General features: G+C 31.3%; 12 protein-coding genes and 1 pseudogene. 10 read left to right on the forward strand and 3 right to left on the reverse strand.

The features are described 5' to 3' along the window. Positions 1–213 precede the first annotated feature (213 nt). The 4 genes from AC2GW8_RS13995 to AC2GW8_RS14010 are packed head-to-tail and all read left to right on the forward strand — an operon-like array spanning position 214 to position 7,271. Positions 214–3,555 carry a SusC/RagA family TonB-linked outer membrane protein gene (locus AC2GW8_RS13995; protein WP_440880493.1) on the forward strand — a complete coding sequence of 1,114 codons (3,342 nt, stop codon included), beginning with the start codon at positions 214–216 and terminating at the stop codon, positions 3,553–3,555. 15 nt (positions 3,556–3,570) lie between these two features. Then, on the forward strand, positions 3,571–5,061 hold the full coding sequence (locus tag AC2GW8_RS14000) for a RagB/SusD family nutrient uptake outer membrane protein (RefSeq protein ID WP_440880494.1): 1,491 nt from the start codon (positions 3,571–3,573) through the stop codon (positions 5,059–5,061). A 12-nt stretch (positions 5,062–5,073) separates the two neighbouring features. Beyond that, the gene (locus AC2GW8_RS14005) at positions 5,074–5,934 is read left to right on the forward strand and encodes a substrate import-associated zinc metallohydrolase lipoprotein (protein WP_440880495.1); all 861 of its coding nucleotides are present in this window, start codon (positions 5,074–5,076) and stop codon (positions 5,932–5,934) included. A gap of 14 nt (positions 5,935–5,948) precedes the next feature. Then, entirely contained in the window at positions 5,949–7,271 is a 1,323-nt protein-coding gene (locus tag AC2GW8_RS14010) for a DUF4302 domain-containing protein (protein ID WP_440880496.1), read from the forward strand. Positions 7,272–7,666: 395 nt separating this feature from the next. Here AC2GW8_RS14010 and AC2GW8_RS14015 read toward each other — a convergent pair. After that, positions 7,667–8,500 (reverse strand): annotated as a pseudogene (locus tag AC2GW8_RS14015) (transposase family protein). A 168-nt stretch (positions 8,501–8,668) separates the two neighbouring features. After that, entirely contained in the window at positions 8,669–9,943 is a 1,275-nt protein-coding gene (locus AC2GW8_RS14020) for a phosphatidylserine decarboxylase (RefSeq protein ID WP_440880497.1), read from the reverse strand. Between the two features lie 236 nt (positions 9,944–10,179). Here AC2GW8_RS14020 and AC2GW8_RS14025 point away from each other — a divergent pair, with 236 nt between their 5' ends. The 6 genes from AC2GW8_RS14025 (at position 10,180) to AC2GW8_RS14050 (ending at position 17,599) form a co-directional block, all read left to right on the forward strand. After that, a complete protein-coding gene (locus AC2GW8_RS14025; protein WP_440880498.1) occupies positions 10,180–11,484 on the forward strand; it encodes an NAD(P)/FAD-dependent oxidoreductase in 1,305 nt (434 codons plus the stop codon). Beyond that, positions 11,477–11,788, forward strand: coding sequence for a hypothetical protein (locus tag AC2GW8_RS14030; protein WP_440880499.1), 312 nt, complete (start codon positions 11,477–11,479; stop codon positions 11,786–11,788). Before AC2GW8_RS14025 ends, AC2GW8_RS14030 begins: the two co-directional genes overlap by 8 nt. 614 nt (positions 11,789–12,402) lie before the next feature. After that, positions 12,403–13,257 (forward strand): PPK2 family polyphosphate kinase, encoded by an 855-nt coding sequence (locus AC2GW8_RS14035; protein ID WP_440880500.1) that lies wholly within the window; start codon positions 12,403–12,405, stop codon positions 13,255–13,257. 41 nt (positions 13,258–13,298) lie between these two features. Beyond that, on the forward strand, positions 13,299–14,126 hold the full coding sequence (locus AC2GW8_RS14040; RefSeq protein ID WP_440880501.1) for an exonuclease domain-containing protein: 828 nt from the start codon (positions 13,299–13,301) through the stop codon (positions 14,124–14,126). A 28-nt stretch (positions 14,127–14,154) separates the two neighbouring features. Beyond that, entirely contained in the window at positions 14,155–14,640 is a 486-nt protein-coding gene (locus tag AC2GW8_RS14045; RefSeq protein WP_440880502.1) for an ABC transporter ATPase, read from the forward strand. Positions 14,641–14,671: 31 nt separating this feature from the next. Next, on the forward strand, positions 14,672–17,599 hold the full coding sequence (locus AC2GW8_RS14050) for a serine hydrolase domain-containing protein (protein ID WP_440880503.1): 2,928 nt from the start codon (positions 14,672–14,674) through the stop codon (positions 17,597–17,599). A 111-nt stretch (positions 17,600–17,710) separates the two neighbouring features. Here the strand turns inward: AC2GW8_RS14050 and AC2GW8_RS14055 are convergent, their stop codons facing one another. After that, a complete protein-coding gene (locus tag AC2GW8_RS14055) occupies positions 17,711–18,307 on the reverse strand; it encodes a DUF4159 domain-containing protein (protein ID WP_440880504.1) in 597 nt (198 codons plus the stop codon). Position 18,308: the final 1 nt, after the last annotated feature.

The following is an 18,308-nucleotide window of genomic DNA, read 5'->3' on the forward strand; positions in this document are numbered from 1 at the left end:
TTTATGATTTTGCCTATTTATAGAGAGGTTTTTTTTAAAAAAAAACAGATAGCTCTGTTAATCAATTGGTTAATTTTTATGCTAAAATAATAGTTTTTATTGTTTTTTTTGGCTTTAAAAATATGTATGATTTAATGTTTTATTGTTATTTTTTTGTTATTTGTATTAATTTAACATAGTTTTGGGAAAATAAAACTTAATTACAATTAATGAATGAAAAAAAAATTACAATTAATTATCACCTGCATCCTGCTGGTGATAACGCAAATTAGTTTTGCACAGGAAATGGTAGTTTCCGGAATCGTCACAGACGATTTTGGTCCTGCGACAGGAGTATCTGTAATAATTAAAGGTACAGTAAAGGGAACTGAAACAGATTTCGACGGTAAGTATTCTATCAAGGTTAATAAGGGAGCTACTTTGATGTTTATGTTTTTGGGTAAAGAAACCAAAGAAATTAAGGTGGCTGATTCAAATGTTATCAACGTTAAGTTGGAAGATTCTTCTGAACAGTTAAACGAGGTTGTTGTGACAACGGGTTATGAGACGATAAAACGTAAGAAGTTTACAGGAGCATCAAGTATCGTAAAGGGAGCAGATTTAAAAATTGATGGTGTTGTAGATGTCACTAGAATGTTGGAAGGACGAACAGCAGGTGTTAACATTCAAAATATTTCTGGAACTTTTGGTGCAGCACCGAACATAACCATTAGAGGGGCATCTTCTGTTTTTGGAAATAATTCGCCATTATACGTTATTGATGGAATCGTTCAAGAGGATATAATAGATTCAACTGGTTTAGAAGCTATTACTAATGGTGATTCACAAACATTATTGAGTTCTTCAATTGCAGGGATCAATGCAAATGATATTAAAGACGTCCAAATTTTAAAAGACGCTTCAGCTACTGCATTGTATGGAGCACGTGCTAGAAATGGGGTTGTTGTTATAACTACTAAAGCAGGTAAGAAAGAAGCACCTTTAAAAGTTACTTATAATCTGGAGCAGGCGCTGAGGGATATTCCTTCTTATAGTAATTTTGATATCCTTGACTCCAAAGAAAACATGAGTATTTTAAAAGAACTAGAGAGTAAAGGTTTTTTAAATCCGTCTGCCGTAGCTCAGGCAAGGTTTGGAGGAGTTTATTCCATTATGCAACAGCAGATTAATACGTATAACCCCTCAACAGGACAGTTTTTGTTACCAAACACTCCTGAAGCAAGGAGTCGTTTTTTACAACAGTATGAATTGGCTAATACGAATTGGTTTAAAACTTTATTTAGGAGGTCGATGACTCAAAACCATTCAATTAGTGTTACAGGCGGAAGTGAAAAAAATGCTACTTACGCCTCATTGAGCTTTTTTTCGGACCCAGGGTGGTCAATTTCGGAAGAAGTAAAAAGATTGACTTCTAATTTAAGGAATACTTATTTTTTCTCAGATAAATTTAATGTTACGGTAGCAACAGTTGCTTCTATTAGAGATCAAAAGGCCCCAGGGACTTTTAGTAGAGAGAGCGATGTTGTTAATGGAACTGTTGGACGTGATTTTGATATAAATCCGTTCTCATATGCTTTAAATACCTCAAGAACCATACGACCTAGAGATAATGCCAATAATTTGGAGTATTACAGAAATAATTGGGCACCGTTCAATATTTTAGAAGAGCTTGATAATAATTTTATTGACTTAAATGTTAATGATATACGTTTTCAGTTAGATGCTAATTATAAGGTTAATGATAATTGGACTTATACATTTAATTCTGCTGCTAGATACGTAAATAGTGCTACAGAACACCAGGTTAGAAGAAATTCAAATGTAGTAGGGGCTTATAATGCCAATGAGACTACCATTGTAAGAGATGCTAACATTTTTCTTTACAGAGATCCAGATAATCCATTATCTGATCCTATACCTGTTTTTCCAAGAGGAGGTTTATTTATCAAAACAAATAATTATATGACTTCGTATTATTTGCGTAATACATTGTCATATAGTAATCTTTTCAATGAAAACCATGGGTTAGATTTATTTATGGGACAAGAAATGAGGTATGTGGATAGGGTAAAAGATAATTTTACTGGGTATGGTTTACAGTATAATAATGGATATACGCCGTTTACAGATGCACGTTTACTCGAAAAACTTATTGCCGATGGGGAAAACTACTTTGAGGTAGAGGAAGAAAGAGAGCGAACTGTCGCTTTTTTCGGAAAAGCAACTTATTCTTTTAAAGACAAATATATTTTTACTTTAACAGGAAGGTATGATGGGTCAAATAGACAAGGGAGAAGTTCAAGTTCTCGTTGGTTACCTACTGGCTCTGTTAGTGCTAAATGGAATGCTACGGAAGAAGATTTTGTGATTAATTCACGTTCTATTAATAATTTAGGTGTTCGAGCGTCTTATGGTTTAACAGCCACCCCAGGGAATGCAACGAATTCTCTAGCTATATATCGAAGTCAAATTACTGATCGATTAAATGTTTCTGATAGGGAGAATTTTTTAAATATAGAGGATCTAGCTAATAATAATTTGACATGGGAAAAACAATATGAATTGAATCTAGGGGTTGATTTGGGCATGTTTGATAATTCCATTCAATTAAGTGCTGATTTTTTTAAAAGAGATATTTTTGATAACATCGATTTTGTAAGAAGTTCTGGTATTGGAGGTGAATTTATAAAACAAGGAAACAATGCTACCGTTGATGTAACTGGGTATGAACTTAACTTAAACACTAAAAATATTCGTACCGATGATTTTAGTTGGACAACGAACTTTAATGTTTCTTACATAAACCAAGAAATTACGGAATTGAAAAATCAACCTATTGCATTAGATTTAATCGATCAAACAGGTGGAAATTTAGAAGGATATCCAATTCAATCTTTGTTTTCCTTCAAATTTGATGGTCTTAACGAACGAGGGTATCCAACATTTGATTTAGGTGAAGGTAAAGACCCAGTTAACGATATTTATTTTCAGGAAACAGAAGGGCTGGCCGATTTATTGCACTATGAGGGATCAGTAGTTCCAAATGTTCAAGGTGGTTTTACCAATAACTTCAAGTATAAGAATTGGGATTTAAGTGTTTTGATTTCTGGCGCTGGCGGTAATAAAATAAGGTTAAATCCATTATTTGAAGATGAATATGATGACTTAGATGTTTTCTCTAAAGATTTTCAAAACAGATGGGTGTTACCAGGAGATGAAAATGTGACCAATATTCCGACAATAGCTTCTCTAAGGGATATTCGTAATAATACAAATTTAGAACGTGCTTACAATGCTTACAATTACTCTACAGCACGAGTGGCAGACGGTTCTTTTATTAGAATGAAAAATATTGCATTAGGATATTCTTTTAATAAAGAATTAACGGATAACTTAGGGTTGGATTATTTAAGGCTTAGGTTTCAGGGGACTAACTTGTTTTTAATATACTCAGATGACGCTTTAAATGGTCAAGATCCTGAATTTTATCAAACAGGTGGTGTGGCATTACCTATAAGGAGACAATACACCTTTTCAATTAACCTAGGATTATAATTAACAATTAATATCATGAAATTAAATTATAATACACATATAAAATTAATGTTACTTGCCTTGATCTTTATGTCATTAGGCTGTGACGAGTATTTATCTGAGCTTCCAGATAATAGAACAACAATTGATAGTCCTGATAAAATCTCTCAATTAATTACAGGTGCTTATTCTGAGGGTAATTATCAAAGAATGGCTGAAATTATGTCGGATAATTCAGATAGAAAAACAGCACTCAATGATGACAATCGTTTTGAAACAGATTTGTATAATTGGGATGAACTTACTGATTTTACGACAGATTTAGATTCTCCAAATTATTTTTGGAATCGTTCTTATGAAGCAATTGCTCAGGCCAACGCTGCGTTGGATGCTATTACAGAATTACAAGGAAAGTTTGATTTGGATGCGCAAAAAGGAGAGGCATTACTAGCAAGAGCTTACAATCATTTTATGATTGCTAATTTTTGGTCAAAACCTTATGATCCAAACACAGCTTCTGCAGATTTAGGTATTCCTTATGTGTTAGAATCAGAAGAAGAATTTATCAAAGAATACAAACGAGGTACTTTACAGGAAACTTATGACTATATTGAGTCAGATTTGCTTGAAGGGTTAAATAAAGTCGAAAATAGATATGATTCACCTAAGTTTCATTTTACAAAAGAAGCAGGTGCTGCTTTTGCAGCTAGATTCTTCTTATACAAAGGAGATTGGGATAAGGTTATAAAGTATGCTTCTGATGCAGTATCAAATCCACAAGTGCAATTAAGAGATATGGTCGCTTATCGTCCGCTAACGTATGATCAGAACAGTCTATTGTATGCAAGTAAAGACGAGGAGTCTAATTTGTTAATGGCTTCAACTTTAAGTGTTTGGGCAAGACGTTTTACACGTACAAGTTATGGATTGTCAGTAAGTAAATTGGAAGAATTATTTATTAATGGTAATCCTTTTGTAAAGCCTTGGGCTTATGCTGTTTATGGAACTGATCAGTTTTTTAGACTTCCTAAGTATGAGGAATATTTTAGAGTAACCAATCCTACTGCAAATATCGGTTTGCCATTTGTTGGTGTGGTTTTATTTGATAGAGATGAGGTTTTATTAAATAGGGCAGAGGCATATGTTATGAAAGAAGATTACGGCAGTGCTTTAAATGATCTGAATGTTTATCTTTCAAAAAAGACAATGAATCATGATCCTGCTACTGACGTATTAACAGAAATTATGGTTGAAAGCCAGTATCCCGTTGTGCCTAATGAATATACGCCATTTTATACAATGAATGCTAAGCAAACTTCTTTCGTGAAGTTTATAGCAGAGTTAAGAAGAAGAGAGTTTGTTCATGAAGGCTTAAGATGGTTTGATGTCAGAAGGTTTAATTTACAAGTAGAGCATAAAATAACACAATTTGGAGCACCTCTAGTTCTCGATAAAATGGATCTAAGAAAAGTGTTAAAAGTACCTGTTACCGCCATAAATGCAGGTTTAGAAGATAATCCTCGTTAAAAAAGTAGTAGTATGAAAAAAATAATTTTATTAATATTTGTTGTAACTTTAAGTGTTTCTTGTAATACAGAAGAAAAGGTTACTATTAGTGATTTAGATACTTCAACTCCAGTATTAACAGAGTTGGATGTGTGGTTGAGGGATAATTTTGTTGTTCCTTATAATATTGATGTTCAATATGAATGGGATGATGATGAAGTTGACTTTAATAGGTTTCTATTTCCACCTAAAGTTGAACGTGTAAAGCAAGCAATGGAGGCTGTTAAAACGATATGGCTTGATTCTTATAGTCAAGTAGGAGGAGAAGATTTTGTGAAAATTATTGCTCCTAGAAGTATTGTTTTAGTTGGTGGGTTCAATTTAAATCCTTCAGGGACCATTACTCTAGGGTTCGCGGAAGGGGGTAAAAAAATTGTTTTTTTTAATGTTGATACGATTGATTACTCTGATAGAGATTCCAATAATCTTGGAAGTATTATGCAATTTTTATCAACCATTCAGCATGAATATGTACATATTTTAAATCAAACAATTCCTTTTGACGAGCCTACGTATTCTCAAATAACACCAGGTAATTATACAGCACAATGGTATAATGAAACAATTCCGGGATCAAGAGAGTTGGGGTATATTACTGCCTATGCAAGATCAAATCCTTTTGAAGACTTTGCTGAGATGGTAAATATTATGCTTTCTAATGATAAGTCAAGTTATGATGCTATTATTGAGGGTATAACAAGTGATGAAGCAAAGCAAAATTTAAGGATTAAGGAGGCTTTTGTGGTAGATTATTACAAAAAAGAGTTTAATATAGATTTATACGAATTACAAGCAGTAGTAGCCGCTAATGTAGACAAAGTGATTGTTCCTTAAAAAAAATGAAAATTATGAAGTTATATATACAGAAAATTATTTTTATCGCATTGACACTGCTATTGTTTAACGCATGTCAAGATGATGATAGCGGGGCTCTTTTTGATCAATCTGCCACTGTTAGAAAAACAAAAAAAACTGAAGAATTAAGAAATATACTGATGTCTTCGGAAAATGGATGGATAGCTAGATATTTTACTGATGAGGAAGTATTAGGAGGGTTTACTTTTTTCTTTAAGTTTACGGATGAGAAAATGGTTGAGATGGCCTCTGATTTTACAAGTGACTTAACATCTACAATTAGCCAATATAATATTTCAGAAGGGGCAACAGTGCAATTAAGTTTTTCGACTAAAGGAAGAATTCATGAATTATCTGATGCTACCAATTTTCCGGATGCTGGATTGCGTGGTCAAGGTTATTTGGGTGCTTTTGAATTTTCAATATATAGTATTGAAGAAGATAAGTTAGTATTTAGAGATGTGAAGAATTTTAAAGAGTTGATTTTTGAGAAAGTTGATTCAGGGATAGATTGGACTACTGTATTGACGGCAAATAGAGACATGTTAGCTGATAATATCATACAAAATCCACTCAAATCAATATACAGGGATATGATACTGGAGTCTGAAGGAGAAACAAAAATATTTTCATTTAATTTTAATGAAAATAGAAGATATGTACAAGCAGTGCACATAACCGAAAATGGTGGTGAAGAAAAATTTGATTTTGGTTTAAGTCCTACTCAAAATGGATTTAGTATTAAACCTGCAATTGAGTACGGTGGTGGTGTTTTATCTGATTTTGTATATGATGCAGTTACTGATGAGTTTATAGCGGAGTCAAATGGAGTGAAAATAACACTTAAATACGTTAATGCACCTGCTATTTTACCTGATGGTTATCTGGAATTACCCTCAGTATTGTGGTTTCATCAACCAGCATACAATAGTCCTAACTTTAGTCCAGATTATTCTTCACCGGCATTTATTAATCTTTTACAAGGGTTGAATAGTGCTAATCCTTTTGAAATAAGACAAATTAATTTTATTAATTTAATTTCGGACAGTGGAATTTTTGAAGTTGAAACTGACATTGGAGTTATTCAAGTTGGCTTTACAAAGCAAATTGTGGATAAAAAAATGATATTGACTCAAACGGGCTCAAATGCTCCGGGTATTTTACCTTTTATACAACCATTGTTAGATGTTGTTTTTGATCCTAGCGGGTTGTATGTAGATCAACCTGCAAAATTGGATAATTTTGTGAATTTAGTCTTTACGTTTGTTCCTGTAAGTAATACAAGTATTAGATATAGTGCTATAAAAATAAGATAAATTAATCAAAACAATAATCCTGATTAATTAAAAAATCCTCATATAATTATGAGGGTTTTTTGTTTAAAGACAGGTAATTTATTATTCAATGAGTTAATATTAATTCAAAAAAGTATACTTTTTTAACCATTGACCGCCTTTTTATGGTTATTCTAGACTCTAGAATCTCAGTTATGGTTTATTCGTAAAATATATTGTAAGAGTATAATGTTACTAATTTGGGTTACGTTGTTTTTGTTTGGAGCATTTTATATCTTAATCTAAAATGACTTTGATGGGATTTCATAGAATACGTTACTTTTTAAAAAAGAACTTTTACTATTTAAGAGTGTTTATACTAACCCGCTGTGCATTAAGGTGGTGTTAATTTTCAGTTTATTAATATTTCTATTGAATTAAAACCTATTCATGTTCAAGCCTGTTAACGAATTGAATTACTGTCATTACTGTAATTCTAGATAATATTCTATTTTTAAATACTTCAAAAGATTAAGTATAATTTTTTCTAATCATAAATTGATCATAAAGTTGGAAAACAATGTTTCTATTCGTTTTTAGATTTTTTAAATATATAATGTTGCTTTTATAGTTATATTGGTTAATTCTCACAGGAGTTTGTATTCTGATATTATAATTTTCAAATAAATTTAGTTGATAGTCGGCAGATAAATATCCTCTAACTTCTAACAAGGTACAATCTTTGAATTGATATTTAATATTTTTTAAATAATTGATATTATGTGCCGAAGCTGGACTAATATCCGTATTTTCTATAAGGCTTTGTACAGAATAGACGTGAAGTTTGTATCTTCGCTTGACTAGCGCAATAGTCTTTCTCAGGCAACCTATAGTCTTGCTCTTTACAAATCTTACTTCTAGAACTTTTCGATAGCTTACATACCTCTAAAGGTATGCTATCAACAATATAACATTATGCAGATTGACTCAGTTTAAGAACCATAGATTTACGAAGTGATTTCTTGAAATAAAACAATTTACGTTTTCGTTTATTATAGATGCTATGCTCTATTTTTGTTAATAAATTACATGGAAGTATTCTGAAAAGTTGACATTCACTATCATACTTACATATTATGAAGTTAAATCAATAGCTATTATTTCTTTATTCTAAGTTTAGGTTTGCGAATTTGATATAAATAATTCATGTTAGAGTCTAATTCTTTTAAAACCCTAAGTATTTTATCGTAATTTACTTGAAAGTTGACCATGTAAACTAAAGTATTTAAATTTCAAATTACTGATATTTAATTATTTGTGTGGCTTTTTCAAAATGCGCAACGGGTTTGTAATAATTTGATTTTAATTAAAATAAAGTAGGCCAGATACTAAAATAGTACCAGGCCTACATGCTTTAAGACATATTTATGGGGGTCTTTTTATTTGCAGTAAACAGCAGTTTGACCGTACTGAAAATGAATAGGGTTTTGCTCAGGATCGTTTTTAAATAAGTATAAGTCTTTTGGTTGTTTTTGGAATAACATAATAACATCTGATCCTCCAAATTTAAATTTACCAAATTCTTGTCCTTTTACAACATTTTTATCTTGTAAGTCAGTGTACATATCAACACCTGACACATGACTCATTCCAATAGGTAAAATAGCAACTAAACCAACTTCAGGTCCAGCATCCATAATTACTAAACCTCTCGATTGATTAAATTCATAGCCATCTTTAGCATTATCAGGAGCATCCCATTGACCGTCTTCCATCAATTCAACACCTAAGTAGGTTTTTCCTTCAATTGGTTTAATTTCAAGTATCTTTCCGCTTACAGGAGTATGGAATCTGTGGTAATCGAAAGGACTTAAAAAATAATGAACAAAAGTACCATTATAAAATTCAGAAGCGAATTCACTGTCTTTTAAAAGTTCATTGATTGTTCCAATCTTGTGAGTACCCTTTAATGAAATACGAGTATTGATTCCTTCTTTGTCAAGAACATTTCCTTGACCATCAATTGGATAGTGTTGCTTGTAAGTACAATCAGCTGGAGACACAATTGTTTTATTGTTCATAGGTTCAGCGATAGGTCTTAAAGGACTTATTCCAGTTTCAGGATCTACGTCATTAAACTCTCTGTAGAAAAATTGGTTGAATGTTTTCCAGTTTTTTTCATCATTAGCGTATAGAGGAAAGTTATACATTGGATCGTGCTTAAACGACAATAAACTTTCTTTTGTTAATGACTCTTCTGTATCAAGAAAGCTTCCCCAAGTTTTAGAAAAATCTACTAACCAATTAGCAAATTTTTCAAAACTAGACATCGATAAATTTGTACCAGGTATTTTTTGATCTATAAGCCAATGAAATTGACACAAAAGATCATATACCTTTTGATTGTATCCATTTTTTTGATTAGTGCTTTTCCAGGCATTGGGATATTCTGGATCGATATTTTCGTTAGGTATTAAACGTACATAAAGATCAAGATAATCTAAATAGTGAGTAACAGTAGTAGGCCATCCGTTTCCTTGGAAAACATGATCTATGGCTTTGTATAATTCTTTATTAAGTTTTTTCTTTGCTGTTCTATCAGCAATATTTAATGAAGATTCAAGTGCTAATGACATTTTTGGATCTTCAGATAAAATCTCTTGCAACGCAGCTACCACGGGCTCGTGCGTAGCGTATGAGATAAGTGTTTCCATGTTTATTGGTTTTTAATCGTTTATGATATCTTCAAATTTCAATAAAAAAAAGGCGTATTAACTCGATTATGTCATGAAGGTAAAGTTTTGATGCTTGAAAGTTTTAAATTTTGTCACGAAAGATTATTTGTTGTAATACAGTGTGTTATGTATTTTTTGGTATTGTGATTTAAATTATTTTATTAATATCAATAGAATCATTGTTTTTATTAACTTTGTTAATAAATAAATAATTTATGAATATACCCCAAACCAGTTATCCAAGAGTTCTTATTATTGGAGGCGGTTTTGCTGGATTGGCTGTTGCTAGAGGATTAGAAAATCAAGAACTACAAGTTGTACTTATTGATAAACACAATTACCACACTTTTCAGCCTTTATTGTATCAAGTAGCTACGGGTGGGTTGGAACCCGATAGTATAGCGTTTCCACTGAGAAAAAGGTTTAATGATGTAGAAAACTTTTACTTCAGATTAGCTGAAGTTCTAAAGGTTGATCCAGAAACATGCAATGTTGAAACCACTATAGGATCTCTAAATTATGATATTCTAGTAATGGCAACAGGGTCAAAAACTAATTTTTTCGGTATCCAAAATATTGAAAAGTATTCAATGGAAATGAAATCAGTTCCACAAGCGCTGAACATAAGGAGTTTAATTTTAGAAAATTTTGAAGAAGCGTTACTTGAATCTGACTTAGAAAAACGAAGAGCTCTTATGAATTTTGTTATTGTAGGAGGAGGTCCAACTGGAGTTGAATTGGCAGGTGCATTGGCTGAAATGAAAAAAGGTATTTTACCAAAGGATTATCCTGATTTAGACATAAGACAAATGAAAATTAATCTTATTCAAAGTGGTAATAATTTACTTGCAGGAATGAGTAAGAAAGCTTCTAAAAAAGCAGAAGATTTTTTAAAAAAATTAGGGGTAGATGTATGGAAAGATTTAAGAGTTTTAGATTATGATGGCGGTACGGTGATTACTAATGGAGAGGATAATTTTCGAGCCGAGACAGTTATCTGGGCCGCAGGTGTAAAGGGAGCATGCATAGAGGGTATTTCAGTTGATTCTATCGATGTTAAATCAAATAGAATTGGCGTAGATGAGTTTAGTAAAGTGTTGGGGCATGAAAATATTTATGCAGTTGGAGATGTGGCATGCATGAAAAATGATAAGTTTAAAAAAGGGCACCCTATGATGGCACAACCTGCTATTCAACAGGGTAAATTGCTGGCTAATAATATTATATCGGATTTAAGAGGTGAGTTGCAAAAATCATTTGTTTACATTGATAAAGGCTCAATGGCTACTATTGGAAGAAATAAAGCAGTAGTAGATCTGCCAAAATTAAAGTTTCAAGGGGTTTTTGCTTGGTTTGTATGGATGTTTGTACATTTATTTTCATTAATAGGGTTTCGTAATAAAGTAATTGTGTTTATGAATTGGGTATATAATTATATACGGTTCGATCGGGAAACTAGGCTTATCATAAGGCCTTTTAAAAGAAAAAATAAGTATTCTTTTGATAAGCAAAATGTCTAAAATTAATTCACTAATAAAGTGTAAGTATTGTGGTTTTTTTTCTGCAAATTCAGAGAATTGTAAAAATTGTGGTGCCCTGATATCTTTTAAAAAAGAAAAAAAACTTAAAGAAGAGAGTTTTAAAAAACAACAAATAGAATTAGCTAAAATAGAGCTTGAAAATCCAGGATTAGCAATTCGGTTAATTCGACATCCATTTTTTATATATCAAATTGCTGGGTGGATTCTACATTCTGTTTTCTTAATTATTAGTGCAGTAGGGGCTTTTTTGGCTTGGTTCATAGCTATGGTTGCAGCAGGATAAAATTAAATTTTGAAAAGAGAAACGTATATTTTTGGGTACTTTTTGTTCTCTTGTATCAGTGGGCTATTAGTTTACTGTTTACAAAAATTAGAAATTCCTTTACCAACAATTATTCAGTTTTATTTAAATGATTTGTTGATAGTCCCTATAGTTCTTTTAGTTTGTTTATTTTTAATAAGAAGGTTAAGGCGTGACTATGTTTTTATAATCCCCACAATATATATATTATATGTTTGCTTTGGGTACTCTATTTTTTTTGAATACTATTTACCTAAGATTTCAAACAGGTATACATCAGATTTTGTTGATGTTTTTTTATATTTTATAGGAGGGGGGCTGTTTTATAGGCTCCAAAAGATTTCATAATTTTAAATTTAAGCAACTGAAAGCGGGTTTTTTATATGTGAATAGAAATTGACAAATTCTTTGACTTTTCGAATACTATTTTTATTTTAATATTTGTTTTATTCCTGTATTTGATGTTTGTAATATAAAAGTACTGAATAATTAGAAATTTGTCAAAATAGTTTTTAAAATACTGTTTAAATAGCAACTGTAAATAAACGATAAAACACTTTAATTTTAGTATTTTTATCCTATCATTAAAACAGGTCATGGACGTAAATAATTATAGAGCTTCTGATACATCTTCTTTGAATAAAATTTCAACCAAAGAGCTAATAATAGACGCAAAGAAGGGATTAAAAGTACTAAGAAAAAAAATTAGCAAACTCCAGGATACGATGTATGCAGAGGGTAAAAGAAGTTTTTTAATTTGCATACAAGGAATGGATACAGCGGGTAAAGATAGTTTAATTCGCGAAGTATTTAAAGATGTTAATGCAAGGGGAGTTATTGTTCATAGCTTTAAAGTTCCAACAGAGAAAGAATTAAAACATGATTTTTTGTGGAGGCATTATATCGCACTCCCTGAAAGAGGAAAAATAGGGGTTTTTAATAGAACTCATTACGAAAATGTTTTGGTAACAAGAGTTCACCCTGAATATATTTTATCAGAAAATATTCCATCAATTAAAAATATTGATGATATTAATGATGATTTTTATAATGAAAGAATAGACAGAATAAATCAATTTGAAAATCATGTAAAAAAAAGTGGTACTACAATTCTAAAATTTTTTCTACACCTTTCTAAAGAGGAACAAAAAAGTAGATTGTTAAGGAGGCTGAATACCCCTGAAAAAAATTGGAAATTTTCTGAAGGAGATTTAGAAGAGAGAAAATTATGGGATAAATATCAAGAATATTACGAAGATACTATTAAAAAAACATCTACATTTTATGCTCCTTGGTTTATTATTCCAGCTGATGATAAACCGACTGCGAGATATTTAGTGGCAAAAATTTTATGCACTGAAATGGAAAAGTGTAATTTTCAAGAGCCTAGATTACCTAAAGATATTATTGATAAATTAGAATTTTTTAAAAAACAATTAAATAACAAATAAAAGAAAAGGGATTAAGAATAAAGATCTCATGAGATTAAATAATGGAATTAAACTTAAAAAAACCAATCGTATTTTTCGACTTAGAAACAACAGGAATTAATATAGCAACAGATAGAATAGTCGAAATTTCTATTCTAAAAGTATTTCCTAATGGTAATAAAGAAAGTAAAACGTGGCTTGTAAATCCGGAAATACAAATATCAGAGGAGGCTACAGCTGTTCATGGGATTACAAATGAAAAAGTTGTGTCAGAGCCAACTTTTAAAGAGTTAGCATTAAAAGTTAACGAAATGATTGCAGGAGCTGATTTAGCTGGTTTTAATTCTAATAGATTTGATATTCCTTTATTGGCAGAAGAGCTTTTGAGGGCAGGAATAGATTTTGATATGGAAAATAGAAAAGCAGTAGATGTTCAAGTAATATTCCACAAAAAGGAACAAAGAACATTGAGCGCGGGTTATAAATTTTATTGTGGTAAAGATTTAGATGATGCACATTCTGCTGAGGCGGATACTTTAGCAACTTATGAGATTTTAAAAGCACAGCTTGAGAAATATTCAGATATTGAAAACTCAGTTGAAGCTTTAAGTGAGTTTTCATCTCATAGAGAGAGAGCTGATTTTGCTGGGTTTATTCTTTTTGATGATGGAGGGCAAGAAATTTTTTCATTTGGAAAGTATAAAGGAAGGACAGTAGAAGAAGTACTAAAAGAAAATCCAGGTTATAACTCATGGATTCAAAATGCAGAGTTTCCTTTGTATACTAAAAAGGTTTTAAGACAAATAAAAGAGAGAATGACAAAACCAAGAAAAGTGATGTCAGATGAAGAAAAATTAAAAGCTTTGCAAGCAAAGTTTAATGTAAGGTAATAATTTTTTAGGTGTTAAATTAAAAACAATGTATGTAAATTATAATGAGTTACCCAATGACTCGAGAGTTTGGGTTTACCAGTCTGATAGAGAGCTTACAGCTGAAGAGGTAATGCATATCAGTAAAAAAGCAGAGATGTTTATAAACAATTGGACTAGACATGGAGATGATTTAAAAGGTTCATATATAGTTAAGTATGGTTACTTTTTAATTTTGTGTGTTGACGAAAGTTTTAATAATGTCTCTGGTTGTTCGATAGATGCTTCTGTAAGATTTATTAAGGAATTAGAATCTGAACTACAAGTAGATTTAATGGATAAGATGAATATTTCATTTAAAGATGGAGGGCATATAAACGTTGTTAAGTTATCTGAATTTCAAGATTACATCAAAAAACAAAAAATAACGGGAAAAACAACTGTATTTAATAATATGGTTAACACAAAAAATGATTTTGAAAATCAATGGGAAGTAGCTGTTAATGAAAGTTGGCACAAAAGGTTTTTGGTATGATCATTGATTTTTAACAGAAAAAGATAAATCCATGAAAGTAAAAATATTTTTATTGTTAGCTATAATGCTATCTATGTTTGTTGTTGGTCAAGGGAATGATCCTTTAAAGTCTAACAATTTTACGCTTCAAGATAAATGGGTAGATAGCATAATGAAATCCATGACAATTGATGAGAAGCTAGGTCAAATGTTTATGATTCAGGCTTATTCTAATAGAGATGATAAGCACAAAGCTCATATTGAAAAAATGATTACTGAATATCATATTGGAAATTTAATATTTATGCAAGGAACTCCTCGTAAGCAAACTATTTTAACTAACTTTTACCAAGAGAGAGCGAAAATACCTTTGTTAATCGGTTTTGATGGTGAATGGGGGCTTGATATGCGTCTTAAAAAAGCATTTCGTTTTCCTTGGAATATGACTTTAGGAGCTATTCAAGATGACGAATTAATTAAAGAAACAGGTAAAAGGATAGGTGAACATTGTAAAAGAATAGGTGTTCATATAAATTTTGCACCTGTAGTAGATATTAATACAAATCCAGATAATCCAATTATAGGAAATAGATCTTTTGGAGAAAACAAAGAAAATGTTGCAAAAAAAGCAGTTCAATTTATAGAGGGTATGCAAGGAGTTGGTGTACTTGGAAGTGCAAAACACTTTCCTGGTCATGGAGACACAGCATCAGATTCACATATTGAACTACCAATAGTTGATTTTTCTAAAGATCGACTTGATTCAGTTGAATTATATCCATATAAAAAAGTTATCAATAGTGGTGTAGCTAGCATAATGGTAGCGCATTTAAGTTTACCACAAATTGAGAAGGATGTTAATTTACCATCTTCATTATCAAAAGTAGTCGTAACAGATATGTTGAAAAATGAACTAGGTTATCAAGGGTTGATTATAACCGATGGATTAAATATGAAAGGGGCAGCTAATTATAATACCTCTGCTGAAATTAATATAGCTGCAATTGAAGCAGGAAATGATATATTGCTAATACCATCTGATATCAAGGGTACATTGAAATTATTAAAAGCATCAATAAAAAATGGAAAGATAACAGAAGAAAGGATAGATGAGTCAGTAAGAAAAATTTTAAAAGCAAAATACCTGGTTGGGTTGAATAAGTATAGTCCTTCAAAACTTGAGAACCTTCATAAAGACATCAATAGTGTAGAAGATCAGATGCTTCACAGAAAATTAGTAAGAAATTCAATTACTGTGATTAAAGATGTAGTCAACAATATTCCTTTTAAACATTTAGAAAAAAAGAAAATAGCTTACGTGTCTTTGGGAGATGATAAAGGTGATGATTTTTTATCTATGTTAAAGAATTATACCAAAGTTGAAAACGTATCAAGTAAGTATTTGAAAACACTTCTTAAAAAGTTAAAAGGATTTAATACAGTAATTGTAGGCTTTCATAAGTCTAATAAAAACCCATGGAAGAGTTATAAGTATTCTGAAAAAGATATGAAATGGCTCCGTGCAATAGCAAGTGAATGTAATGTGATTTTATGTAATTTTGCAAGCCCATATAGCCTTTTAAGTATTGCTGAAGAAGATATAGAAACTATTGTTTTAGCGTACCAGAACAGTAAAATAGCACAAGAATTGACAGCACAGGCTTTATTTGGAGCTTTCGAACTTAAAGGAAGGCTTCCTGTTAGCATTAATTCTTACAAAGTGGGTACTGGGATTGAAAAATCTAGACTAAATAGATTACAGTATACAATTCCTGAAGAAGCAGGAGTTTCTTCGGAAAAATTAAAGAAAATAGATCAAAGAATTGATACGCTTTTAAAAAAAAAAATGACACCTGGGGGCCAAATTTTAGCGGCTAGAAATGGTAAAGTGTTTTATTATAAGTCATTTGGATACCACACATCTATGAAGAAAAAAAAGGTGAAAAATTCCGATATTTATGATTTAGCATCATTAACCAAAATCTTAGCCTCGTTACCTGCTGTAATGAAGGCAGAAGAGGAAAAAAGATTAAGTCTTTTTTCTAGTATAGGAGATTTGTTACCTGAGTACCGTAATTCAAATAAAGATACACTTATTTTAAAAGAAATACTATCACATTATGGTCGTTTAAAGTCTTGGATACCGTTTTATTTAGAAACGCAGCACGAGAAAACAGGAGAGAATTTAAAAAAGTTTTACAGAGATAGGTGGTCTGAAGAGTTTAGTATAAAGGTTGCCGATAATTTGTATCTAGTAAATAGCTATAAGGACTCTATAAGTAAAAAAATAAAAGAGTCAGATCAAAGAAGTAATTTAGGCTATAAGTATAGTGATTTGGGGTATTATATGATAAGAGAAATTATTGAAAAAAAATATAATAAGCCACTTGATATTATTGTAGATGAACTGCTTTACAATTCATTAGGAGCTTATAGGACATCATATTTGCCTTTGAAAAAGTTTAAGGAGTCCGAAATCGTTCCGACCGAGATAGATCATTATTTTCGTAAGCAGTTATTGCATGGTTTCGTTCATGATATGGGGGCGGCAATGTTAGGAGGAGTAGGAGGACATGCAGGATTATTTTCAAATGCAAATGATGTCGCAAAAATTATGCAAATGTATTTGCAAAAAGGAGAATATGGAGGAGTTAGGTATTTTAAAGAAGAGACCATCGATAAATTTAATAAAAGATATTATGCAGAAAAAAAGGTGCGCCGAGGTTTAGGTTTTGATAAGCCTCAAATAAAATTAGAAGAAAAACCAACTTGTGGTTGTGTGTCTGAAGAAAGTTTTGGTCATAGTGGCTTTACGGGAACTTATGCTTGGGCTGATCCTCAGAGTGGTATTCTATATGTATTTTTGTCAAATCGAGTATACCCAACTGCAAGAAATCGCAGACTTGTTAAAAGCAATATGAGAACAAAAATTCAAGCAGACCTTCAAAATGCTATTATAAAGAAGTCTATATCCATATAAGTTGTTTTTTCGTTAAAATCGGTTAGAAAATCACAAGAAATATTCTATTGTAGAAAAGAGACAAAGCTATAAAACATTAAAATAACTAACTTATCCTAATAGCAAATTCTATTAATTTGTAAAAGCATATTCAATGATATTAGACCCCATCTTGAGTGCCTTTAACCTTATATTTTTCGGATCATTATGAATTGATTGATCCTCCCAACCATCACTCAAATCACATTCGTAATCATAAAACACTACAAGTCTTCCTTTATGGAAAATTCCAAGTCCTTTTGGGGTATTATTATCATGCTCATGTATTTTAGGAAGTCCTTTAGGAAATTTATAGGTCTGGTTATAAATAGGATGAGTGCTGGGAATCTCAGTAAAATTATCGGAAGGGAAAACTTTTTTAAGTTCTTTTCTAATATAATTATCAAGGCCATAATTATCGGAAATATGCAGAAACCCACCTGAAATTAAATAATCTCTTAGTTTTTGTACATCTTGGTCGTCGAAATAAACGTTTCCATGTCCTGTCATAAAAACTATAGGATATGTATAAATTGCATTATCTCTTAGAGTGACTACTTGGGGCTCTTTTGAAATAGCGCATTTCGTAGAAGTATTAACAAAGCTTATAAGATTGGGTAACGCTGTCGGGTTTGCATACCAATCACCACCGCCTTGATATTTTAAAATAGCGACTTCTTGAGATTGCATT

This window comes from Tenacibaculum profundi (assembly GCF_057162725.1).